This is a genomic window from Ruegeria sp. BB9 (assembly GCF_056539345.1).
Map to the genome: position 1 here is coordinate 57,140 of NZ_JBQFUU010000007.1, position 21,558 is coordinate 78,697.

The 21,558-nt window shown below is 61.4% G+C and carries 23 protein-coding genes; 5 read left to right on the top strand and 18 right to left on the bottom strand.

Annotation, left to right across the window (positions count from 1 at the left end):
* Positions 1–9: 9 nt before the first annotated feature.
* The 5 genes from ACR0FC_RS18800 to ACR0FC_RS18820 all read left to right on the top strand — a co-directional run bounded on the left by ACR0FC_RS18800 (position 10) and on the right by ACR0FC_RS18820 (position 4,424).
* Complete coding sequence (locus ACR0FC_RS18800; protein WP_170342935.1) at positions 10–1,413, top strand: PepSY-associated TM helix domain-containing protein; 1,404 nt, start codon at positions 10–12, stop codon at positions 1,411–1,413.
* Positions 1,414–1,569: 156 nt separating this feature from the next.
* On the top strand, positions 1,570–2,433 hold the full coding sequence (gene argB / locus ACR0FC_RS18805; protein WP_093965404.1) for an acetylglutamate kinase: 864 nt from the start codon (positions 1,570–1,572) through the stop codon (positions 2,431–2,433).
* A 52-nt stretch (positions 2,434–2,485) separates the two neighbouring features.
* Positions 2,486–3,280: a sterol desaturase family protein gene (locus tag ACR0FC_RS18810; RefSeq protein ID WP_170342987.1), complete on the top strand. Its 795-nt coding sequence runs from the start codon at positions 2,486–2,488 to the stop codon at positions 3,278–3,280.
* Positions 3,277–3,930 (top strand): 4Fe-4S dicluster domain-containing protein, encoded by a 654-nt coding sequence (locus ACR0FC_RS18815; RefSeq protein WP_170342989.1) that lies wholly within the window; start codon positions 3,277–3,279, stop codon positions 3,928–3,930. Before ACR0FC_RS18810 ends, ACR0FC_RS18815 begins: the two co-directional genes overlap by 4 nt.
* On the top strand, positions 3,927–4,424 hold the full coding sequence (locus tag ACR0FC_RS18820; RefSeq protein WP_170342936.1) for a SixA phosphatase family protein: 498 nt from the start codon (positions 3,927–3,929) through the stop codon (positions 4,422–4,424). The genes ACR0FC_RS18815 and ACR0FC_RS18820 overlap by 4 nt, the downstream gene beginning before the upstream one ends.
* 49 nt (positions 4,425–4,473) lie before the next feature.
* Here ACR0FC_RS18820 and ACR0FC_RS18825 read toward each other — a convergent pair whose 3' ends face one another.
* The 18 genes from ACR0FC_RS18825 to ACR0FC_RS18910 form a co-directional block, all read right to left on the bottom strand.
* The gene (locus tag ACR0FC_RS18825; protein WP_170342938.1) at positions 4,474–5,265 is read right to left on the bottom strand and encodes an amino acid ABC transporter ATP-binding protein; all 792 of its coding nucleotides are present in this window, start codon (positions 5,263–5,265) and stop codon (positions 4,474–4,476) included.
* Positions 5,266–5,277: 12 nt separating this feature from the next.
* A complete protein-coding gene (locus tag ACR0FC_RS18830; protein WP_170342939.1) occupies positions 5,278–6,576 on the bottom strand; it encodes an amino acid ABC transporter permease in 1,299 nt (432 codons plus the stop codon).
* A 3-nt stretch (positions 6,577–6,579) separates the two neighbouring features.
* Positions 6,580–7,812 (bottom strand): amino acid ABC transporter permease, encoded by a 1,233-nt coding sequence (locus ACR0FC_RS18835; protein ID WP_093965394.1) that lies wholly within the window; start codon positions 7,810–7,812, stop codon positions 6,580–6,582.
* 126 nt (positions 7,813–7,938) lie between these two features.
* Positions 7,939–8,955, bottom strand: a complete 1,017-nt coding sequence (locus ACR0FC_RS18840; RefSeq protein ID WP_093965393.1) for an amino acid ABC transporter substrate-binding protein — start codon at positions 8,953–8,955, stop codon at positions 7,939–7,941.
* 210 nt (positions 8,956–9,165) lie between these two features.
* Entirely contained in the window at positions 9,166–9,873 is a 708-nt protein-coding gene (locus ACR0FC_RS18845) for an ATP12 family chaperone protein (protein WP_170342941.1), read from the bottom strand.
* A gap of 4 nt (positions 9,874–9,877) precedes the next feature.
* Complete coding sequence (locus tag ACR0FC_RS18850) at positions 9,878–10,549, bottom strand: HAD-IA family hydrolase (protein ID WP_170342943.1); 672 nt, start codon at positions 10,547–10,549, stop codon at positions 9,878–9,880.
* On the bottom strand, positions 10,546–11,589 hold the full coding sequence (locus ACR0FC_RS18855; RefSeq protein ID WP_170342944.1) for an RluA family pseudouridine synthase: 1,044 nt from the start codon (positions 11,587–11,589) through the stop codon (positions 10,546–10,548). The genes ACR0FC_RS18850 and ACR0FC_RS18855 overlap by 4 nt, the downstream gene beginning before the upstream one ends.
* A 133-nt stretch (positions 11,590–11,722) precedes the next feature.
* A complete protein-coding gene (locus ACR0FC_RS18860) occupies positions 11,723–12,529 on the bottom strand; it encodes a crotonase/enoyl-CoA hydratase family protein (protein WP_170342946.1) in 807 nt (268 codons plus the stop codon).
* A 96-nt stretch (positions 12,530–12,625) separates the two neighbouring features.
* Positions 12,626–13,939, bottom strand: a complete 1,314-nt coding sequence (locus ACR0FC_RS18865) for a replication-associated recombination protein A (protein ID WP_170342948.1) — start codon at positions 13,937–13,939, stop codon at positions 12,626–12,628.
* A gap of 4 nt (positions 13,940–13,943) precedes the next feature.
* Entirely contained in the window at positions 13,944–15,329 is a 1,386-nt protein-coding gene (locus ACR0FC_RS18870) for a trypsin-like peptidase domain-containing protein (RefSeq protein ID WP_170342950.1), read from the bottom strand.
* Between the two features lie 171 nt (positions 15,330–15,500).
* Positions 15,501–15,926 carry a 50S ribosomal protein L17 gene (gene rplQ, locus ACR0FC_RS18875; protein ID WP_093965383.1) on the bottom strand — a complete coding sequence of 142 codons (426 nt, stop codon included), beginning with the start codon at positions 15,924–15,926 and terminating at the stop codon, positions 15,501–15,503.
* 118 nt (positions 15,927–16,044) lie between these two features.
* On the bottom strand, positions 16,045–17,061 hold the full coding sequence (locus tag ACR0FC_RS18880) for a DNA-directed RNA polymerase subunit alpha (RefSeq protein ID WP_170342951.1): 1,017 nt from the start codon (positions 17,059–17,061) through the stop codon (positions 16,045–16,047).
* A gap of 116 nt (positions 17,062–17,177) precedes the next feature.
* Positions 17,178–17,567 (bottom strand): 30S ribosomal protein S11, encoded by a 390-nt coding sequence (gene rpsK, locus ACR0FC_RS18885; RefSeq protein WP_093965380.1) that lies wholly within the window; start codon positions 17,565–17,567, stop codon positions 17,178–17,180.
* Between the two features lie 15 nt (positions 17,568–17,582).
* Positions 17,583–17,951, bottom strand: a complete 369-nt coding sequence (gene rpsM, locus ACR0FC_RS18890) for a 30S ribosomal protein S13 (RefSeq protein ID WP_093965378.1) — start codon at positions 17,949–17,951, stop codon at positions 17,583–17,585.
* A gap of 199 nt (positions 17,952–18,150) precedes the next feature.
* Positions 18,151–18,795: an adenylate kinase gene (locus ACR0FC_RS18895; RefSeq protein ID WP_093965377.1), complete on the bottom strand. Its 645-nt coding sequence runs from the start codon at positions 18,793–18,795 to the stop codon at positions 18,151–18,153.
* Entirely contained in the window at positions 18,792–20,156 is a 1,365-nt protein-coding gene (gene secY, locus ACR0FC_RS18900; RefSeq protein WP_170342953.1) for a preprotein translocase subunit SecY, read from the bottom strand. Before secY ends, ACR0FC_RS18895 begins: the two co-directional genes overlap by 4 nt.
* A gap of 109 nt (positions 20,157–20,265) precedes the next feature.
* Positions 20,266–20,739 carry a 50S ribosomal protein L15 gene (rplO, locus tag ACR0FC_RS18905; RefSeq protein WP_170342955.1) on the bottom strand — a complete coding sequence of 158 codons (474 nt, stop codon included), beginning with the start codon at positions 20,737–20,739 and terminating at the stop codon, positions 20,266–20,268.
* A gap of 542 nt (positions 20,740–21,281) precedes the next feature.
* The gene (locus ACR0FC_RS18910) at positions 21,282–21,497 is read right to left on the bottom strand and encodes a DUF1127 domain-containing protein (RefSeq protein ID WP_170342958.1); all 216 of its coding nucleotides are present in this window, start codon (positions 21,495–21,497) and stop codon (positions 21,282–21,284) included.
* Positions 21,498–21,558: the final 61 nt, after the last annotated feature.

Genomic DNA, 21,558 nt, shown 5'->3' on the forward strand with positions numbered 1-21,558 from the left:
GAGACTGAAATGGCCCAAGACAGCCAAACCGGAGTCGCGCAGGCGGCCCGGCGCAAGCACGCGCAAAAATTCTACATGGCCGCCTGGCGGTGGCACTTCTATGCGGGGCTTTTTGTTGTCCCCTTCCTGATCATCCTGGCGGTGACCGGCCTGATGATGATGTTCATTACCCAAGCCGATGGCCGCGACGGAGAAAAGATCGCGGTCGAGATCACGGGACAGGCGATGCCCGCATCCGAACTGGCCGATCTGGTGCAGGCCCGCGTACCGGGCCGCGTGGTCGAATGGACCGGCCCCAAGGCACCGGATCTGGCAACCGTGTTCCGCGTCAAGGCCGAAACAGGCCAGCGCATGGTAGCGATCGACCAGTATTCCAGCAAGGTGATCCAGGTCTGGGACCGTCGCGCGGGGTGGTACGATCTGGCCGACAACATCCACTCGACCCTGCTGATGGGCGATACCGGCGACCGCATTCTGGAAATCGCGGCCGGGATGGCGCTGCTGCTGGTGTTCACCGGCCTTTACATGTGGTGGTCGCGCGGAAACGTTGTGGCGGCCCTGGTGCCTGACCTGCGGGCGCGGGGCCGGGCCCTGTGGAAATCGCTGCACGCGGTCACCGGGTTCTGGATGTCGGTTCTGCTGGTCGGGTTCCTGATCTCGGGCATGTCGTGGACCGGGATCTGGGGCGGCAAGTTCGTGCAGGCCTGGAGCAGCTTTCCGGCCGAGAAATGGGACAACGTCCCACTGTCGGACGATCTGCATGCCAGCATGAACCACGGCAGCCAGAACGACGTGCCCTGGGCGCTGGAACAGACACCGATGCCGGCCTCGGGTTCGGAAGCGGGCATTGCCGGGGTGCCGACGGGTGTTCCGGTCGATATCGATGCGATGGTTGCGCTGGGTGAGTCCCTGGGCATGCAGAACCGGTTCCGCGTTGCCTACCCCAGCGGTGACACGGGCGTGTGGACCCTGAACCGCGACAGCATGAGCGGCGATTCGACCGACGCCACCGAGGACCGCACCGTCCATGTCGACCAGTACACCGGCAAGATTCTGGCCGACGTGCGGTTTCAGGACTATTCGCTGATGGGTAAGGCCATGGCGGTGGGTATTCCGCTGCATATGGGTCTGGCGGGTCTGTGGAACTTTGTCCTGAACGTGGTGTTCTGCCTGTCGGTGATCTTTGTCTGCGTGTCCGGCGTGGTCATGTGGATCAAACGGCGGCCGTCCGGCGCCAGCCGTCTGGCGGCGCCGCCGATGCCGGCTGAGATGCCCCTGTGGAAGGGCGCGGTGCTGATCGGGCTGTTCACGGCCATGGCCTTTCCGCTGGTCGGGCTGACGCTGCTTGCGGTGCTGGCCGTCGACCTGCTGGCGGTCAGCAACATCCCCGCGGTTCGGCGCGCATTCAGCTGATCGGTTCGGGCGGTACCACTGTGGTGCCGCCCATCTGCGTGGCGCGACAGCGTCCCCCTTTTGGCGCGCCACGCAACAAAACCTGTGGCCTGCCCGTTCCGGGCTTGGCAGGTCCGGCCAAAGGCCCTAACAGGGAAGGCCAGAGGGACGACAGCCATGAAGAAACAGGACATGAACCGGGATTGGATAGCCACCGCCGCCACGCTCAACAGCGCCCTGCCCTATCTGCAGCGCTATGACGGAGCGATCGTCGTGATCAAGCTGGGCGGGCACGCCATGGGCAGCGACGAAGCGATGGAGAGCTTTGCCCGCGACGTGGTGCTGATGCGTCAGGTCGGCGTGAACCCGGTTGTCGTGCATGGCGGCGGGCCGATGATCAACGCGATGCTGGACAAGCTGGACATCCAGTCGGACTTCGTTAACGGCAAGCGCGTCACCGATGCCGCCACGGTGGAAGTGGTCGAAATGGTGCTGTCCGGCGTGGTGAACAAGCGCATCGTGCAGGCCATCAATGCTCAGGGTGGAACGGCCGTTGGCCTGTCGGGCAAGGATGCCAACCTGATGACCTGTGACCAGACCGATGCGTCGCTGGGCTATGTCGGCACGCCCGCCGAAATGAACCCCAAGATCCTGCATGATCTGTTTTCGCATGACGTGATCCCGGTGATCGCTCCGCTTGGGGCCGGTCGAAACGGGGAGACGTTCAACGTGAATGGCGATACCGCCGCCGGCGCGATTGCCTCGGCGCTGAAGGCCGATCGCCTTCTGCTGTTGACGGACGTATCCGGCGTCAAGAACGCCGCTGGAGAGGTCGTCACCGAGTTGAAGGCTGGCCAGATCCGCGAAATGACCCGCGAGGGCACCATTGCAGGCGGTATGATCCCCAAAACCGAAACCGCGCTGGACGCGCTGCACAGCGGCGTGCGCGCCGTGGTCATTCTGGACGGCCGTGCCCCCAATGCCGTGCTGCTGGAACTGTTCACCGAACATGGTGCGGGATCTCTGATCCGCCCCGACTGACGCGGGCAAGCCCGCCCTTGCAGTTCAGACTCACATGCTTAAATTTGAATGCATGGAGCGTGAACTCATTATCCGCTTGGGCATCTTTCTGACGCTGTTTCTGGCCTTCTCGTTGGCCGAAAGGCTTGCCCCGCGCCGCCCGCTACGCGTGCCTCGATCGCGCCGCTGGCTGACCAACCTGTCGGTCACCCTTCTGAACACGCTGACACTGCGGGCGATGGCGATCGGGTTCCCTTTGCTTACGGTCGGGGCTGCCTTGGATGCCGGCCGGTTGGGCGTCGGAGTTTTCAACGCTTTGGACTGGCCCAAATGGGTCGAGGTCACCCTTTGTGTCCTGGTGCTGGATTTCGCCATCTGGGCGCAACATCTGATCACCCACAAGGTGCCGGTCCTGTGGCGTCTTCATCGTGTGCACCATGCCGACCGGGACATGGATGTCACCACGGCCGTTCGCTTTCATCCGATCGAAATCGCCTTGTCGATGGGCCTGAAGATCGGTCTCGTCTACCTGCTGGGACCCAGCGCGCTGGCGGTCATCCTGTTCGAAATCCTGCTGAACGGCACAGCTTTGTTCAACCATTCGAACATCCGTCTGCCCGCCGTCGTCGATGCCCCTCTGCGCCGAATACTGGTCACACCGGACATGCACCGGGTCCACCATTCGGTGCTGCGCAGGGAACATGACAGCAATTATGGCTTTGCATTATCCATCTGGGATCGTTTGATGGGGACGTATGTGGCGCAGCCCGAGGCCGGCCACGACGACATGACCGTGGGGCTGGAATGGCAGGACGATCGACCGACGAAGCTGGGGTGGAGCCTCGCTCTGCCGTTTCGGCGCAAGTGACCTATGATCAAGTGGTGTCCACATCCGAGGCAGCGGGCCTGATCGTTATGGGCGCGCAACACCCGCGGGTGAGTGGCGCCAAACAGTTGGATACTGGCACGCTTATTCTACTCGGGGCAGGCAGCAGCTTTTGGCCGGTCCTCACCGCTTCGGCCGAGTGGTTGGACGGCAAGCCAGACCCGGTCGACCGTTGGTCGCTCCGAGTGGTCGGCACCCTTGCGGAAAACCTGGGCGCCCAGGCGTTGTATCCATTCGGCGGCCCCCCGTATGCGCCATTCATAGATTGGGCTTTGAATTCGGGACGTACGTTTCAAAGCCCGGTGGGCGCGCTGGTGCACGACACGGTGGGAATGATGATTTCATTGCGTGGAGCCCTGCACTTTGATCACGAGTTCAACATTCCCGTCGCAGACGACCCGTCGCCATGTATCAATTGCCCTGCGCCCTGCGCATCGGCCTGCCCGGTCGGGGCCTTGAACGCCAAAACGTTCTATGACGTCGACGCCTGCCACGGCCACCTGAGAACTCCGCCCGGTCAGGCCTGCATGACACAGGGATGCGCAGCCCGGCTGGCCTGTCCGCTCAGCGTGGGGGCCGGACGTCGGGCCGAGCAATCCGCCCATCACATGAGAGCCTTTCACCCGGAATGACCCGCACGCTTATCCTGACCCGCCACGCAAAATCCAGTTGGGACCATCCCGGCCTGCCCGATCATGACCGACCACTGAACAAGCGCGGGCGAGCTTCGGCCTCCGCCATCGGCGATTGGCTGCGACGCAAGGGTTATAGGCCCGACGAGGTCCTCAGTTCTTCATCCGTGCGCACGCGCGAGACCTGGCTTCGGATGGGGCTGAGCGCGCGCAACATCCGGTTCCTCCCCGAACTCTATCATGCCGCTCCCGAGCAGATGCGGCAGGCGCTGTCCAGCGCGACGGGGCAAACGGTCCTACTGCTGGGCCACAATCCGGGGGTCGCGGAGTTTGCGGAACGTATTGTCCAGTCTGCACCGGAGCACCCGCGGTTCCTCGACTATCCGACCTGTGCGACCACGGTTCTTCAATTTGATATGGCGGACTGGTCCGGAATCGGTTGGCACGACGGCCAGGTGATCGAATTCGTCACGCCGCGCGCGTTGCTAGAATGAAAAAAGGGCGGGATCACCCCGCCCTTTCCAACGTCGTATTCAACCCGTGTCAGTGACCCAGAATCTGGCTGAGGAACAGCTTGGTCCGTTCGCTTTGCGGGTTGTTGAAGAACTCTTCCGGCTCGTTCTGTTCAACGATCTGACCGGCATCCATGAAGATCACCCGGTTCGCCACCTGGCGGGCAAAGCCCATCTCGTGCGTTACGCAGAGCATGGTCATGCCTTCCTCGGCCAGCTCGATCATCGTGTCGAGCACCTCTTTGATCATCTCGGGGTCCAGAGCGGAGGTCGGTTCGTCGAACAGCATGATGCGCGGACGCATGCACAGGCTGCGGGCGATGGCCACACGCTGCTGCTGACCACCCGACAATTGGCCGGGATACTTGTTGGCCTGCTCGGGGATCTTGACCTTTTCGAGAAAGTGCATCGCTGTTTCTTCGGCCTCTTTCTTGGGCGTTTTGCGCACCCAGATCGGGGCCAGCGTGCAGTTCTCCAGTATGGTCAGATGCGGGAAGAGGTTGAAGTGCTGGAACACCATGCCAACCTCGGACCGGATCTTGTCGATGTTCTTCAGATCGTTCGACAACTCGGTTCCGTCCACCACGATTTTGCCCTGCTGGTGTTCTTCCAGCGCGTTCAGGCAGCGGATCAGAGTGGATTTGCCCGAGCCCGACGGCCCCGCGATCACGATCCGCTCGCCCTGATTGACGGTCAGATTGATGTCGCGCAGCACGTGGAAGGACCCGTACCACTTGTTCATGTTGGTGATTTCGATGGCGACCTCGTCGCTCACCTGCATTTTAGAGCGGTCAATTTCGCGGTCGATTGCAAGTTCAGACATGTGTTGAACTCCTTAGTGATGATCCGTGGCAAGGCGACGCTCGAGCCACTGGGAATATTGAGAGATGCCGTAACAGACGACGAAGAACAGAAGCGCGGCAAAGCCCAGAAGCTCCCAATAGACGCCGTTCCATTCGGTCGACGCCAGGATGGGACCCCGGATCATGCCCACCAGATCGAACATCGAGATGACCGAAACCAGCGTGGTATCTTTGAACAGGCCAACGGCCACGTTTACGATACCAGGGATTGAGATCTTCAAGGCCTGTGGCAGGATGATCAGACGCATCGCCTGCGGGTAGTCCAGACCCAAACTGTCTGCTGCCTCATACTGACCGCGCGGAAGCGCAGCCAGACCGCCGCGGATCACCTCGGCGATATAGGCGGCAGAGAACATGGTGATCATGATCACAACGCGCAGAAACAGGTCGACCGTGCTGTCAGGCGGGAAGAAATAGGCCAGCATCACCGAAGCCACGAACAGCAGCGTGATCAAAGGCACGCCACGGATGAATTCGATGAAGATGACGCAAACCCACTTGATCAGCGGCATATCGGACTGACGACCCAGAGCCAGTGCAATACCCAGGGGCAAAGACAGTGACACACAGGTCACACCCAACATCAGGTTCAGCATAAAACCACCCAGGTCACGGCTGGGCACCGCAGTCAGCAGCGCACCTTCGTTGGCGTCTTCGGGAATTAGTGCCCCGCCGACATTCCACACGACCAGCGCCACGACAATGGCCCCAAAGAACCCGGCTGCAAAGCTGTTGCGGCCAAATTTCTGGAATACCACGCCTGCCGCGACACAGCCCAGCAGGGCCACGATGGGCACCATGATGGTTCCACCCCAAATCAGCCAGAAAGCGATAAACGGGTAGAGCGCCGTAAACAGCAGCAGCTTACGAGGCAGGTCGAAGAACAGAACAGGTGCCACAGCGACCAGCATCAGCACAAACGCCAAGTTCGGGCGCCAATACGCTTCTACTGGATATTTGAACCCGTAGATCAGTTGATGCCAGCGTTCGGTCAGAACTGCGAAACAGGCCCCGGTCTTGCCGTCCAGAATCTCGCGGCATTGCGCGAGCGAGTCCGCATTCCAAACGCCGTTCAAAATCCACGGCAAGGTGTTCTTGAGAAGCACATAGATCAGCAGAATCGACAGAAGAGTAAGGATCGTGTTTGTGACACCCGAGAAAAGGTTCTCACGCAGCCATTTGACGATACCCGTCTGGTTTGCCGGCGGAGGCGACGGAGGAATGGTTCCGTCGGCCACAAATGCGATCGGATTTGTTGTTTGATCAGCCATGGCTCAGCGCTCCTTCAACTTGACGGATGCGTTGTAGATGTTCATCGCCATCGAAATCAGCAGCGAGGCTGTCAGATAGAACAGCATCAGAAGCAAGACGCACTCGATCGCGCGACCGGTTTGGTTCAGCGTGATGCCACCCAGTGTTGCGGTGATATCCGCATAGCCGACTGCAATCGCCAGAGACGAGTTCTTGGTGATGTTCAGGTATTGCGAGATCAACGGCGGGATGATGACCCGCAGCGCCTGAGGCAGGATCACAAGATTCATGATCCGGCCGGGACGCAGGCCCAACGCGGCCGCAGCCTCGGTCTGACCTTTTGAAATCGCTTGAATACCCGCACGTACGTTTTCTGCGATGAAGGCGCCGGTATAGATCGACAAAGCGAACCACAATGCGATCAGCGGACCGCCGACCTTGATACCACCGCTGAAGTTAAAACCTTTCAGAGCGGGGACATCCCAGGTCAGGCCCATCAAAATCATCAGCAGCGCAAAAGGCACAAGCCAGACTGCAAGCTTCACAAGGCCGGTCTTTGGACGCTCGCCCGTCTGTTCCTGTTTGAGCGTGGCGCGTTTCTCAATTTCACGAGACGCAAACCACGAAGCGACCAAAACCGCGATGACCAGCAGCCAATTCAGAAAGGTCGAACCGAACAGCCCATTCGCAAACTCGGGGCGCGGGACATAGACGCCGCGGTTGGTAAAGGCGAACAGATCAAACAGCATGCTGGATGTTGGGTTATCGCCCCGGAACTCCCTCGGTCCCGGCAGCACGGCGGTCATGATCGTGAAGATGATGATGATCCAGATCAGAACCGGAATATTCCGGAAGATTTCCACGTAGACCGCCATCAGCTTGGATACAAGCCAGTTGTTTGACAGGCGCAAAACGCCGGCGATCACGCCAAACACCGTGGCAGTGATACAAGCCAGGACTGCAACCAAAAGCGTGTTGAGAATGCCGACGACAGCCGCACGCCCATGCGAGGACTGGCTGTCATATTCGATCAATCGCTGGTTGATGTCATACCCGGACGGATCGCCCAGGAAAGAATAAGAAATGTTGAGCCCTGCGGCCCTAAGGTTCTGGATCAGGTTGTTACCAAGATACCAGATGCTGAGCGCAATAACGATTGCCGCGATCACCTGAAATGTAAGAGAGCGATAGCGTGTATCGTTTATGAGCATCGACAACCGAAAGTCAGCCTTCGGTGGGTCAGTCATAGTCGACATATTTTGGGATCCCCGTGCTTTTCGGACGCTTCCTTCCCGGCAGGGTTTTCCCCGCTCCCGAGCAGCCCGTAGCATTCTGTTTTGCAAAAAAGGGCGCAGGTTGCCCTGCGCCCTTTTCCGTGGATTTTAGCGGAACGGCGGCGAGTACAGCAGGCCACCATCGGTCCACTGTGCGTTCAGACCGCGTGCCAGACCGATCGGGGTTTCCTCACCGATGTTCTTGGCAAACACTTCACCGTAGTTACCACCCGCCTTGACGGCGCGCATGGCCCACTGTGCGTCCAGACCCAGCATCTCGCCCAGGGTGCCTTCGCTACCCAGCAGACGGTTGATTTCCGGGTTCTCGGTACCTGCAGCCATCTCGTCGATGTTGGCCGAGGTGATGCCCAGCTCTTCAGCCGAGATCAGCGCGTTCAGGGTCCAGCGAACGATGTCGCCCCACTCGTTGTCGCCGTGACGGACCAGCGGGCCCAGCGGCTCCTTCGAGATGATTTCGGGCAGCAGAACGTGATCACCGGGGTTTTCGAACGTGGCGCGGGTTGCGGCCAGGCCCGAGGCGTCGGTGGTGTAAACGTCACAGGCACCTGCCAGGTACTGCTGCTGCGCTTCGGCGTTGGTTTCGATCGGAACCGGCTCGTAGCTGATGTTGTTCGAGCGGAAGAAGTCCGCCAGGTTCAGCTCGGTGGTGGTGCCGGTCTGGATGCAGACGGTCGCGCCGTCCAGTTCCTTGGCCGAGCTGACGCCCAGTGCCTTGGGCACCATGAAACCCTGACCGTCGTAGTAGTTCACACCCACGAATTCGAACTTCAGGTCGACGTCGCGGCTGAAGGTCCAGGTGGTGTTACGGGCCAGCATGTCAACTTCGCCCGAAGCCAGAGCGGTGAAGCGGGTTTTGCCGGTGGTGGGAACGAATTCAACAGCGTTCGCGTCACCCAGAACGGCGGCGGCTACTGCGCGGCATACAGCAACGTCAAAGCCCTGCCATTCGCCATTCGCGTCAGGTGCAGCAAAGCCAACCAGACCGGTGGTTACACCGCAGTTCAGCTTGCCGCGCGCTTTGACGTCGTCCATGGTTCCTGCCGCGGCCGCGCCGGCAGCAAGACCGGCAATCGTCGCCGCGCCCAAGATTACGGATTTTTTCATTTTTACCTCTTCCTGATTTCCCGCCCCATCCCGGGACGGATCTTGTCCGACACACAAAGGTAGCCGGATAGGTTACCCCAAAGGTGTCTCCCCTTTAGTGCGCCCGAGTTTGGGCGCATTCATAAACAAACGTCAAGGGTCGGATCAGTGAAAACGATATGTTCCCGGCAAGGCAGCCGCCCAAGCCTCTCAAATCAGGACCAGAAAGGCTCAAACCGATAGATCGTAGAAGGTTTTCGCATGCAAAAAGGCAATCTTCTTGAGTTCGGCGGCTTGGACCGCCTCGTCGTCGTCCCCCCATTGCTCGGCCTGCCAGGATTCATCCAGCCGAGAAATGCGCCATATCTCGTCCGGTTTGCGCCAGTTTTGGGCAGCGGCAAAACCCAGAATCAACGAACCCGACAGGCTCACAAGGTCGTGAAACGCCGCTAGACGGAACGCGTCCAGGTCGTGAACCTGCCGACGCAGCCTGTCCAGTGCCTCGGGGGCCTGAGGCTGATGCCGTACGCCTTCAACTGGGATCAGCCTGGCGCCCAGCGTTTCCGCGGCCCAGTCCAGCGCGGGATCCCATTCGTGGCGCTGACGTTCGATCAGGGCTTCGGGGTGCGTTGCGCGATAGCACAGCAGGTCCGAATCGCCATAGTCCGACAACATGTCGGCAACTTCCGCGTGCTGATGCTGCACCTTGTCGATTGCCGCGTTGGCCGAACGGGTGAAGGGCATCGTCGCCGGATCGATTTCCTTTTCCTGCGCGTCCCATTCGCGGGCCACCGCCTCGGCCATGGCCCGGGTGGGCAGGACCAGAGCAGCCTTGGCCGGTGTCCGCACGCGGCGGCCGTCCAATTCGATGGTATAGCCACCATCGGTCGCGACCACGGCACTGCCTGTCCAAAAGCGTTTCGGTTTCCACTCACTCATGTCGTTATCCCCAGACTGCGGTCAGGACGCCGGGCAGCTGCTCGAACCGGTCGATCACCGCGGACGCCGCACCTAGCTGCGACCGATCATGATAACCCCAGCCCACACCGATCCCCGCAACCCCGGCGGCCCGCGCCATTTCCATGTCAAAGCTGGTGTCGCCGATCATCACGGCATCACCGGCCGAAACCCCTGTTTCAAAAAGCGCCGTTTCGATCATCGAGGGATGCGGCTTGGATGGATGATGGTCCGCCACCTGACGGGTAACGAAGACAGAATCCAACCCGTGCGCCTCGAGCAAGGCATCCAACCCCCGCTGCGATTTACCCGTCGCCACGCCCAGAAGGATCTCGGGCACGGCCTGCAACGATCTGATAACCTCGCGCGCGCCGGGATAGAGCGGTGAACTTGCCGCCCCCATCTCAAGCCGATGAGCGTGATACGCCTCTTTGTAACCCTCGACCAACCGGCTTTGAGTTGCCTGTGACTGATCCGGCGCGAGGCGTGCGATTGCAATCGGCAAGGACAGCCCCACGATCGACAGGATCGCCGCGCGATCCGGCACCGGAAGGGACAGAGCCTGGAAACTGGCGGTCATGGCCGACACGATGCTGGCCTGGCTGTCCACCAGCGTCCCGTCGACATCGAACAGAACCAGGCGCAGAGGCGCGGTCATTGCAACTCCTCAAACGGGTCCTCGGCGGCCAGATCCTCGGTCCAGCCCAAGGTGTCCCAGCTGTCCTTCATGTGCGGTGGCAGCGGAGCGTTGATCGTGATCTGCTTGCCGGTCATCGGATGCTTGAAGGACGCGGTTCGGGCGTGCAGATGCAGCTTTTTGCTGATGACCCCGCCCAATTGCGCGCCCCAGCCATCGCCTAGGTTTTCCTGACCCGAGCCGCCATATTTCCCATCGCCGATAATCGGGTGCCCGATGGCCGCCATGTGCGCGCGCAGCTGGTGCGTGCGGCCGGTGACGGGCTCCATCGCGACCCAAGATGCACGCCCCGCCACCCGATACAGCGTGGCATAAAGTGTATGGGCTCGTTTGGCACCCGGTGTGCTGTCGATCTCGTTCAGGTGGACGGCGATCATCTTTTCGCCCTCCCCCTGCTTGCCATGACCGGGGGCCTTGACCAGCCCGGTCTTGATCTCGCCCAGATACGGGGTCGGCACGCCTGCCACCAGCGCCCAGTAGATCTTGCGCGTGTTGCGATGCCGGAAGGCCGCGGTCAGCCCCTTGGCCGCTTCGCGCGTACGCGCCATCAGCAGCACGCCCGAGGTGTCCTTGTCGAGCCGGTGCACCAACCGCGGGCTCTCGTCATAGCCAAAGCGCAGTGCCTCGGCGAGGCCATCCACATGCCGGGCCTGACCGCTACCGCCCTGAACGGGCAGGCCGTGGGGTTTGTTCAGCGCCAACACGTGGTCGTCGCGATAGATCACGCAGGACTGGATCATTTTCGCATCGGCATCGGTCACGCGGGGGCGGGCCGGGGCCGGTTTGTGATCCGGGTCCGGCAGGGGCGGCACGCGCACCACCTGCCCCGCCAGCAACCGCGTCGAGCCCTTGACCCGCCCGCCGTCCACGCGCAGTTCGCCCTTGCGGCACATCTTTTCGATCCGGCCCTGGCTGACATGCGGGAACAGGCGCCGCAGCCAGCGGTCCAACCGTTGGTCGCCGTCGCCCGGCTCGACCGTGATCATCTGTACGCCGCTCATGCCAATACCCCTTGCGACCGGATGCTGCGCGCCCGAAAAATCGCCCGTGTCAGTGCCTCAGAAAACATCCGCGTCTGTCGCGCGCCGCAAGGCAAGAGTCAAGCAGGCTCACGGGTTCGCGGGCCAAGGCCGCTCAGATATCAGTGAAATCCCCGTGCCGCCCGGCCCCATCGCGGAACCGAGCCGCGCCGGATGTGCCCTCGCGGCGGATGGCGTCCAGCCCGTTGGCCCATTCGACCTTCAACGCCTCGCGCATCGGCATCCCCCGGGTTTCGATGATCGAGCGGCGGTCGGCGCGGACGGCCTCCTGCGGGAACCGGGCGATCTCGTGCGCCATCGCTTCAGCCGCCTTGCGGGTTTCACCTTGCGGCACGATTTTCTCGGCCAGCCCGATCCGTTCGCACTCGTCAGCCCTGACCTTGCGCCCGGTCAGCGCAATCTCAAGCGCTTTGCCCTGCCCGACCAGCCGTGGCAGCCGCACCGAACCGCCATCCATCAGCGTGATCCCCCAGCGGCGACAATAGACGCCCATATAAGCGTCCTCGGCCATCACCCGGATGTCGCACCACAGGGCCAGTTCCATGCCGCCGGCCACTGCGGCACCCTCGATTGCGCCGATGACCGGCTTTGACAGCTCCAGCCGCGATGGGCCCATCGGGCCCAGCAGCGACGGCGCCGCCCCGATCGGAAAAGCGTGCTTGTCGAAATAGGGCTCGCGCAGGTCCGGGTCAGACAGCGTGGCTGCCATCTTGAGGTCCCAGCCCGCGCAGAAATTGCCGCCTTTGCCCCAGAACACGGCGGCTTTGGCCGCGCTGTCCTCGAAGGCGATGAAGACCTCGGCCAGGGCTGCCGCGTGTTCGGCATCCACGGCGTTTCTGGCCAGGGGCCGGTCGTGGATGATGGTCCACACGTCGTCTGTCTTGTCTATGGAAACGGTCATCTGCGCTCCTCACTGGCGGCATGTAACCCTAGGGAAACCCGGGCACGCCTTGGGTGTCGCGCAGAACGCGACGGCACGGCCTGATTTGACCTTGCGTCACGGCCCCTTGCGTTGACTGCGCAGTTTCGAAAAGTAGTCCAGACGCTTTTTCAACTCGCGCTCGAACCCGCGTTCGACTGGCTGGTACAGGACCGGGCGTTTCATGGTCTCGGGAAAGTAGTTCTGCCCCGAGAACCCGTCCTCGGCATCGTGGTCATAGGCATAGCCCGCGCCATAGCCCTGATCCTTCATCAACCCGGTCGGCGCGTTCAGGATGTGTTTGGGTGGCGGCTCGCTGCCCGACTGTTTGGCCAGCCGCATCGCCGCCTTGTAGCCCACATAGGCCCCGTTGGATTTGGGCGCCAGCGCCAGATACACGACCGCCTGCGCCAGCGCCAACTCACCCTCGGGCGACCCGAGCCGCTCGTACACTTCCCAGGCATGCAGGCAGATCGACTGGGCCTGCGGATCGGCCAGACCGATATCCTCGACCGCCATCCGGGTGATGCGGCGGGCCAGGTATCGCGGATCCTCGCCCCCGGTCAGCATCCGGGCGAACCAGTACAATGCCGCATCCGGGTCGGACCCGCGCACTGATTTGTGCAGCGCCGAGATCAAATTGTAGTGCTCGTCCCCCGACTTGTCGTATTTCGCGGCGCGGCGCATCAGACGCTTGGCCAACGCGTCGGGGTCCAGCGGCGCGTCCACCGACCAGGCCGCGATCTGTTCGATCAGGTTCAACAGCGCCCGGCCGTCTCCATCCGCCATTTCCTGCAGCGCGTCCCGCGCCGCGGGTGTCAGGGGCAGCGCCTTGCCCAGCTCTTTTTCGGCACGCTGTGTCAGGCGTTCCAGATCGGCCAGGTCCAGCCGTTCCAGCACCAGCACCTGCGCGCGGCTGAGCACGGCAGCGTTCAACTCGAACGAAGGGTTTTCGGTGGTCGCGCCCACCAAAAGGATCGTCCCGTCCTCCATATGCGGCAGGAACCCGTCCTGCTGGGCCTTGTTGAATCGATGGATCTCGTCCACGAACAACAGCGTGCCCTTGCCGTTCCGCCGCCGCAACTTGGCAGCCTCGAACACCTTCTTGAGGTCGGGAACGCCGGTGAAGATCGCGCTGATCTGTTCGAAATGAAGGTCGGTTTCCTTGGCCAGCAGCCGCGCGATCGTGGTTTTGCCTACCCCAGGCGGCCCCCAGAAGATCAGGCTGGACAGGCTGCCCGACGCCAGCATCACCCCCAGCGGCGCCTCGGGGCCCAGAACCTGTTGCTGCCCGATCACCTCGGACAGCGCCTGGGGCCGCAGCCGGTCGGCCAGCGGGCGGTTCGGGGCCGGTTCCGAGGCCTGGCCTTCGGTGTCGAACAGGTCACTCATGCGGTCACAGCCTGAACCGCAACGACACGGGTTTGCCACCGCGCACCAGGTCGATCTGCACTCGTCGCCCCGGATCGCGCAGCGCCCGAACGATGTCGCGGGGACGTTCAGCCTGTCGCCCGTTCACGGCATTGATGACATCGCCGGGCCGCAACCCGGCTCGCGCGCCGTAGGGGCCGGGGTCGACCACGACCACGCCGGTCTGCGACAGCAGCAGACCCATTTTGGCAATCATTGCCGGGTTGATGCGCGCAACCGTCATTCCCGGAAGAACCGTGCGATCGTCCAGAGTGGTTTCCTCGGCCGGAGGCGTCTCGGGCGCGGGCACCAGATCGACGGCGACCTCAGCGCGCTCGCTACCGCGGAGCCGGGTCAGAACGGATGTCCCACCAACACCCGCCACAGACATGCGGAACTTCATCTCAGCCGGAGAATTCACCTCTTCGCCGTCCACATGCGTGACGATGTCCCCGACCCGCAGGCCGGCCTCGGCCAACGGGCTGAGCGGATGGAGGTCCGAGATCACAACGCCTTGCGGCAACGAAAGCCCAAGGGATTCGGCGATGTCGGCGCTCATGGTCTGTCCGGCCATACCCGCCCAAGGGCTGACGAAACCATCGTTTCCTTCCTGGGCCTGCCGCAGAAACTCTGCGACCAGATTGGCCGGAATGGCGAAGCCAATCCCATTGGATCCACCCGACCGCGTCAGGATCGAGGTGTTGATGCCGATCAGGTCACCATTCACGTCGATCAGGGCGCCGCCGGAATTGCCCGGGTTGATGGGCGCGTCGGTCTGAATGAAATAGCCCCGCGCATTGCCGGTGGCGGTGCCAGACCGCGCCAGCCCCGAGATGATGCCAGACGAAACGGTCTGCCCGACGCCGAACGGATTGCCGATGGCCAGAGCCAACTCCCCCACCTCGACATGGTCAGAATCCCGCAGACGCAGAAACGGCAGTCCCTGCGCGTCCTGCAGGCGCAGGATGGCGATGTCGCTTTCCTCGTCGCCCAGAACGACCTCGGCCTGGAACTCGCGACGATCCGTGGTCACGACCCGGATCTCGGTCGCGGTGCCAACAACGTGATAGTTCGAGACAACATAGCCGTCCTCGGTCAGGATGACGCCCGACCCCAGCGAGTTTTGAACCCGCGGCCGCGGCACACCGAACCCGCCGCCAAAAAAGTCGCGAAAGAACGGATCCGTGAAAATCGGGCTGCTGCGCCCGGGCCGGACGATCTTGGCATAGATGTTCACCACCGCCGGGGCCGCCTTTTTGACCACCGGGGCAAAACCCATCGAAATCTCGACCTGTGACTGAGGAACCCGCGTCTCGGCACCGGCATGGGTGGCCAGTGTCATCAGGCATAAGGCCAGGATCGTGCGTATCATGACAGCTCCGTTCATCATCCGCCGAAGATATGCGGAGGTCGGCACGCGAATGCAATAGAGCACGCGAAACCTTGCCGCTGCCATGTCCGCCGCGACCGAGGCGATCCATAAGAAAAAGCCCCTGACCGGGATGTCCGGACAGGGGCCATGAAACGGCAATGCGGCCGGTTCTTATTCTTCGTCAACGTCCACTTCTTCAGCGGCAACGCGGGCCTTGTCGGCTGCGCCTTTGGCGTCGATGTCGCGATCAACGAATTCGATGATCGCCATCGGAGCCATGTCGCCATAGCGGAAGCCGGCTTTCAGGATGCGGACATAACCGCCCTGACGGTCCTTGTAGCGCGGGCCCAGAACCTCGAACAGCTTGGCGACGTCCTTGTCTTCCTTCAGCTGAGCTGCGGCCTGACGGCGGGCGTGCAAGTCGCCGCGCTTGCCCAGCGTGATCAGTTTTTCAACGATCGGGCGCAGTTCTTTTGCCTTGGGCAGGGTCGTCTTGATCTGTTCGTGCTCGATCAGCGAGCCGGCCATGTTCGAGAACAGGGCCTTGCGGTGCTCATGAGTACGGTTCAGGCGGCGGTAACCACGTGCGTGACGCATTTTTCAATTCCTTCTTTCGCGTTTTGCTTTGTCTGGCCGGCGATGCGTGTCACCGGCTCTCCTTGGGGCGGAAATGCCCATACGGTCCCCGGCAGCCCGGGCATTGGCGAAGACGCGCTTAGAACGCGTCTTCGAATTTCTTCGCCAGATCTTCGATGTTGTCGGGCGGCCAATCCTCGACATCCATGCCGAGGTGCAGACCCATGCCGGACAGCACTTCCTTGATCTCGTTCAGCGACTTGCGGCCGAAGTTCGGAGTGCGCAGCATCTCGGCTTCGGTCTTCTGGATCAGATCGCCGATATAGACGATGTTGTCGTTCTTCAGGCAGTTTGCCGAACGGACCGACAGCTCCAGCTCGTCCACTTTCTTCAGCAGCAGCGGGTTGAACTCCAGACCATCGTCCTCGTCCTGGCGGCCAGCCGATTCCGGTTCGTCGAAGTTGACGAAGATCGACAGCTGATCCTGCAGGATGCGCGCGGCAAAGGCCAGCGCGTCCTCGGGTGTGATCGAGCCGTCGGTTTCGATCTTCATGGTCAGCTTGTCATAGTCCAGAACCTGACCTTCACGGGTCGGCTGAACGTCATAGGCGACCTTCTTGACCGGCGAATAGATCGCGTCGATCGGGATCAGGCCGATGGGTGCATCTTCGGGCTTGTTCTTCTCGGCCGAGACATAGCCTTTGCCAGTGTTGACGGTCAGTTCCATGAACAGCTCGGCGCCATCGTCCAGGTGGCAGATGACGTGATCACGGTTCAGAACCTCGATGCCGGCGCTTTCGCTGATATCACCGGCGGTGACAACTGCGGGGCCTTTGGCATTGATCGACAGGCGCTTGGGCCCTTCGACTTCCATGCGCAGAGCAACCTGCTTGAGGTTCAGGATGATGTCGGTGACGTCTTCACGAACGCCTGCGACCGAGCTGAACTCGTGCAGGACGTTGTCGATCTGGACGCTGGTGATGGCCGCGCCTTGCAGCGAGCTCATCAGAACACGGCGCAGCGCGTTGCCCAGGGTCAGACCAAAGCCACGCTCCAGCGGCTCCGCAACCAGGGTTGCCTGCCGCGCGGGATCGTTGCCCGGCTTGCCTTCCAGCTGGGTCGGCTTGATCAATTCTGCCCAATTCTTGTGGATCATGTAATCCCTCCATTCCTGTCTGCGCCCCATGACCAATCAGGTGCAGACGCCCGAGGTTTCAAAACGGCGAACCGGGGCCGTGTAAAAACACGGCCCCAGCCTGGTAATTCGATCGGTTAGACGCGGCGGCGCTTCGGCGGGCGGCAGCCATTGTGGGCAATCGGGGTCACGTCGCGGATCGACGTGATATTGAAGCCCACGGCAGCCAGCGCACGCAGAGCCGATTCACGACCCGAACCGGGGCCCTGAACTTCGACTTCCAGCGTCTTGACGCCATGTTCCTGCGCCTTCTTGCCTGCGTCTTCTGCAGCCATCTGAGCGGCGTAGGGGGTCGATTTCCGCGATCCCTTGAAGCCCATGGTGCCGGCCGACGACCAAGCGATGGCGTTGCCCTGCACGTCCGAGATCAGGATCTTGGTGTTGTTGAAGGTCGAGTTCACATGGGCGACGCCCGATGCGATGTTCTTACGCTCTTTGCGCTTAACGCGAGTCTTGTCACGTGCCATCAGTCAGACCCTCCCTTATTTCTTCTTACCAGCGATGGCCTTTGCGGGGCCTTTGCGGGTACGAGCGTTGGTGTGGGTACGCTGACCGCGAACCGGCAGGTTGCGGCGGTGACGCAGACCGCGATAGCAGCCCAGGTCCATCAGACGCTTGATGTTCATCTGAACTTCGCGACGCAGGTCACCTTCGACGGTGAAGTTGGCGTCGATGTATTCGCGGATGGCCAGAACTTCGGCATCCGACAGTTCATTGACGCGACGAGTCGTGTCGATGCCAACGGCTTCGCAGATCGCTTTGGCCGAGGTGTTGCCGATACCGGTGATATATGTGAGGGCGATTGGTACCCGCTTTGCAGTCGGGATGTTTACGCCGGCAATACGTGCCACGTGTCACTTTCCTTTCGTTGCGGTTCCGTAGTTCCAGAACCTTTTTTCACAACGCCTAACCGTGGCAGTGTGGCCAGAGGGTTCAGCATTATTCGAGGTGGTCTATACATGCGGAACGAATCCCGCATGCGCGATTGATTCCCCAAAGGGATGGGGGTCGATATGGGCTTTTGGGCTTGGCGTCAAGCCCTTTGCAAGCTTAACCCAATATGGCTGCGATCGAGGCCCGGACTTCCTTGATGTCCGCCAGCCCGTTCACCGGTCGAAGATCGCCCTTGGCGTAGTAATAGCCAATCAACGGTGAGGTCTTCTTGTAATATTCCATAAGCCGGGTGCGCAGGCTTTCCTCGTTGTCGTCGGCACGACGGACGAAATCGTTTTCCTTGCCGCAATTGGTACATTTGCCATCGGCCGGGATCGGTTTGGTCTTGTCATTGTAGACCTCGCCGCAACCGCCACAAGTCGACCGGGCAGTGATCCGTTCAACCAGAGCCTCGTCATCCACGCGCATTTCGATCACGGTGTGCAGCGACTGGCCCAGCTTGGTCAGAAGGGCCGACAAGGCGTCAGCCTGGGCCAAGGTGCGCGGAAAGCCGTCGAAGATGAAGCCGGCGCCCTTTTCGGTGGTCAGCTTCTCTTCGATCAAGCCAATCACGATCTCGTCGGTGACAAGCTTGCCCGCGTCCATGATCGCGGCCACCTTCTTGCCCATCTCGGTTCCCGAGCTGCGGGCCTCGCGCAGCATGTCACCGGTGCTGAGCTGGATCATGCCCCGCGTTTCAACCAGGTGACGTGCCTGCGTACCCTTGCCTGCCCCCGGGGGGCCCAGAAGAATGATATTCATCGACGAGCGGGTCCCTTCCTGCCGCGTTTCTTGCCTTTGCCGCGCAACTGGGACTTTTCGATCAGCCCTTCGTATTGATGCGCCAGCAGGTGGCTCTGAACCTGTTGGATCGTGTCCATGGTCACAGAGACGATGATCAGAACCGAGGTACCGCCGAAATAGAACGGGATGGCGAACTGGCCGCGCAGAATTTCAGGCAGCAGGCAGACCGCCGCCAGATAGGCCGAGCCCAGAACCAGTACGCGGTTGACCACGTATTCCAGATACTCGGCGGTCTTCTTTCCGGGACGGATGCCGGGCACAAAGCCGTTCTGCTTTTTCAAGTTGTCCGCCACGTCATCCGGCTTGAACGACACGTTGAACGTGTAGAAATAGGCAAAGAACACGATCATCGACGCGAAGAACAGCAGGTACAGCGGCTGTCCCGGTCCGAAATTTGCCAGCAGCCACGACATGATCGGCCCGTTTGCAGCGCCCGACGAGAAGGTCGAGATCGTGACCGGCAGCAGCAGCAGCGAGCTGGCGAAGATCGCCGGAATAACGCCGGCCGGGTTGACTTTGACCGGCAGGTGGCTCGAGCCGCCCTCGTAGACCTTCATGCCGACATTGCGGCGCGGGTACTGGATGTGGATCTTGCGGAGCGCGCGCTCCATGAACACCACGAAGGTGATAACGGCGATCACCATCACGATCACGCCGACGATCACGGCAGGGCTGATCGCGCCCGAACGGCCCGAGGCCAGAAACTGGGCCAGTGCGGCCGGAACCTCGGCGATGATGCCGACGAAGATGATCAGCGAGATGCCGTTGCCGATACCGCGCGCGGTGATCTGTTCACCCAGCCACATCAGGAACATGGTGCCGCCGACCAGCGTGATCATCGTGGACAGGCGGAAATACAGGCCCGGATCGGTCGCCAAATCGCCCGATTCCAGCGAAACCGCAAGGCCATAGGCCTGCACGGTGGCCAGCGCCACGGTGCCGAAACGAGTGTACTGGTTGATTTTCTTGCGGCCCTGCTCGCCCTCTTTCTTGAGCTGTTCGAGCGCGGGCACCATCGAGGTCAGCAGCTGTACGATGATCGATGCCGAAATATAGGGCATGATGCCGAGGGCAAAGATACCCATCCGCCCCAGCGCCCCGCCGGTGAACATCGAAACCATCCCACCGATGCCCTGCCCCGCCTGCTCCATGAACTCGCGCAGCGCCTGACCGTCGATCCCCGGCACCGGAATAAAGGTGCCCAGACGATAGACGATCAGCAAACCCAGCGTGAACAGGATGCGGTTGCGCAGATCGGTGGCCTTGCCAAGGGCAGACCAGCTTGTGTTGGCTGCCATTTGTTCTGCTGCTGATACCATAAATCGGTCTCTCTTATGAAAACGCCGCCCGGAACCGTTTTCCGGCTCGGGCGGCGTCTTGGAAAACTCTGAGGTCTATGTAAGCGGGTCGGCGCCCGCTCACAAGCGCTTACTCTGCCGCAGCGGCTTTTGTGACCTTCAGTGAACCGCCCGCTTTTTCCACGGCTTCGATCGCCGCTTTCGAGGCGCCGGTCACTTCGAGGTTCAGCTTGGCGCTGATTTCGCCCTTGGCCAGAACGCGGATACCGTCCAGCTTGCGGCGCACCAGACCCGAGGCGACCAGTGCGTCCTCGGTGATGGCCGATTTAACGTCCAGTTTGCCGGCGTCGACGAATTTCTGGATCAGGCCCAGGTTGATCACGGCGAATTCCTTGCGGTTCGGCTTGTTGAAGCCGCGCTTGGGCAGGCGCTGATACAGAGGCATCTGGCCGCCTTCGTAGCCATTGATGGCCACACCCGAACGGGATTTCTGGCCTTTGATACCACGGCCACCCATTTTACCTTTGCCCGAGCCAGGACCACGGCCAACGCGGGTCCGTTTCTTGACGGCGCCGGGATTGTCGCGCAATTCGTGCAGTTTCATGTCGCTTCTCCTTCGCCGGAATTGACCCCGAAGCGTGATGGGTCAAACACGGCATTTCTTGGTTTTGATTCTCGTGGCAAACACGCCACCGGAGCCCAGTACAGCCTCGGGCCCCGAGTTGCAAGTTTTGATTGCCCGGCAGCAGCGGCTCAGTCGTCGCGGCCAGCAATGGGCGCGTCTTGGGGCACAATTCCATGTTTGGCCACAAGTCGCCCGACCAGGCTGTCAGGATGTGGTATTCCGCCATGGTTCTTTCGCATAATCGCCCGCATCCGGCGCCCGTACAAATGGATCGAGACGGTATCCTCGTGGAAAAACCGGTCAAGATTTTCGTTCGGCCGGGCAAGGGCCCGACGCCGCGAAAAGTTGATCGGGTATGATGTTCCCATCTTGACGGCTTGCCTTCATTGGAGTGACCCAATTCCCGGCGTCGCGCAACGTCGCAGTTGTGGTAACAACTATTTTCCTGCCTGCTTGGGATCCGTAAACACAAAAGAGGCGCCACTTGGGCGCCTCTGCTTCATCTGTTGTCGTCCCGTATCTTACGAGCAGTAGGCATGCTCGCGGGCGACGTCGGCGATGTCGCACCGGCGGATGCCGATGTCGTTCAACTCGCGGTCGCTCAGACGCTGCAGCTCGGTATACGTGCGGGTGTACTCGCTGGCCCGGGCGCGGTTTTCCTTCACGCGCTCGATCAGGTTTGCGATACGGGCGGTCAGGTTGAAGCCGCCATGTGTCAGGGTCACTGTGTGTGCCATTATCTCATTTCCTTTCGAATGTCGGGGCGTATTCCCCGATGTCACTTACTTGGTTCCTGTC

Coding starts and splice junctions, on each gene's coding strand:
- ACR0FC_RS18845 (WP_170342941.1), bottom strand. CDS start 9,873: ATGAGTGAGTGGAAACCGAAACGCTTTTGGACAGGCAGTGCCGTGGTC.
- ACR0FC_RS18850 (WP_170342943.1), bottom strand. CDS start 10,549: ATGACCGCGCCTCTGCGCCTGGTTCTGTTCGATGTCGACGGGACGCTG.
- ACR0FC_RS18865 (WP_170342948.1), bottom strand. CDS start 13,939: ATGAGTGACCTGTTCGACACCGAAGGCCAGGCCTCGGAACCGGCCCCG.
- ACR0FC_RS18840 (WP_093965393.1), bottom strand. CDS start 8,955: ATGAAAAAATCCGTAATCTTGGGCGCGGCGACGATTGCCGGTCTTGCT.
- ACR0FC_RS18880 (WP_170342951.1), bottom strand. CDS start 17,061: ATGATCCACAAGAATTGGGCAGAATTGATCAAGCCGACCCAGCTGGAA.
- ACR0FC_RS18870 (WP_170342950.1), bottom strand. CDS start 15,329: ATGATACGCACGATCCTGGCCTTATGCCTGATGACACTGGCCACCCAT.
- ACR0FC_RS18895 (WP_093965377.1), bottom strand. CDS start 18,795: ATGAATATCATTCTTCTGGGCCCCCCGGGGGCAGGCAAGGGTACGCAG.
- argB (WP_093965404.1), top strand. CDS start 1,570: ATGAAGAAACAGGACATGAACCGGGATTGGATAGCCACCGCCGCCACG.
- ACR0FC_RS18825 (WP_170342938.1), bottom strand. CDS start 5,265: ATGTCTGAACTTGCAATCGACCGCGAAATTGACCGCTCTAAAATGCAG.
- ACR0FC_RS18910 (WP_170342958.1), bottom strand. CDS start 21,497: ATGGCACACACAGTGACCCTGACACATGGCGGCTTCAACCTGACCGCC.
- ACR0FC_RS18855 (WP_170342944.1), bottom strand. CDS start 11,589: ATGAGCGGCGTACAGATGATCACGGTCGAGCCGGGCGACGGCGACCAA.
- ACR0FC_RS18860 (WP_170342946.1), bottom strand. CDS start 12,529: ATGACCGTTTCCATAGACAAGACAGACGACGTGTGGACCATCATCCAC.
- rplO (WP_170342955.1), bottom strand. CDS start 20,739: ATGAAACTGCACGAATTGCGCGACAATCCCGGCGCCGTCAAGAAACGG.
- ACR0FC_RS18820 (WP_170342936.1), top strand. CDS start 3,927: ATGACCCGCACGCTTATCCTGACCCGCCACGCAAAATCCAGTTGGGAC.
- rplQ (WP_093965383.1), bottom strand. CDS start 15,926: ATGCGTCACGCACGTGGTTACCGCCGCCTGAACCGTACTCATGAGCAC.
- ACR0FC_RS18835 (WP_093965394.1), bottom strand. CDS start 7,812: ATGTCGACTATGACTGACCCACCGAAGGCTGACTTTCGGTTGTCGATG.
- rpsK (WP_093965380.1), bottom strand. CDS start 17,567: ATGGCACGTGACAAGACTCGCGTTAAGCGCAAAGAGCGTAAGAACATC.
- ACR0FC_RS18800 (WP_170342935.1), top strand. CDS start 10: ATGGCCCAAGACAGCCAAACCGGAGTCGCGCAGGCGGCCCGGCGCAAG.
- secY (WP_170342953.1), bottom strand. CDS start 20,156: ATGGTATCAGCAGCAGAACAAATGGCAGCCAACACAAGCTGGTCTGCC.
- ACR0FC_RS18810 (WP_170342987.1), top strand. CDS start 2,486: ATGGAGCGTGAACTCATTATCCGCTTGGGCATCTTTCTGACGCTGTTT.
- ACR0FC_RS18830 (WP_170342939.1), bottom strand. CDS start 6,576: ATGGCTGATCAAACAACAAATCCGATCGCATTTGTGGCCGACGGAACC.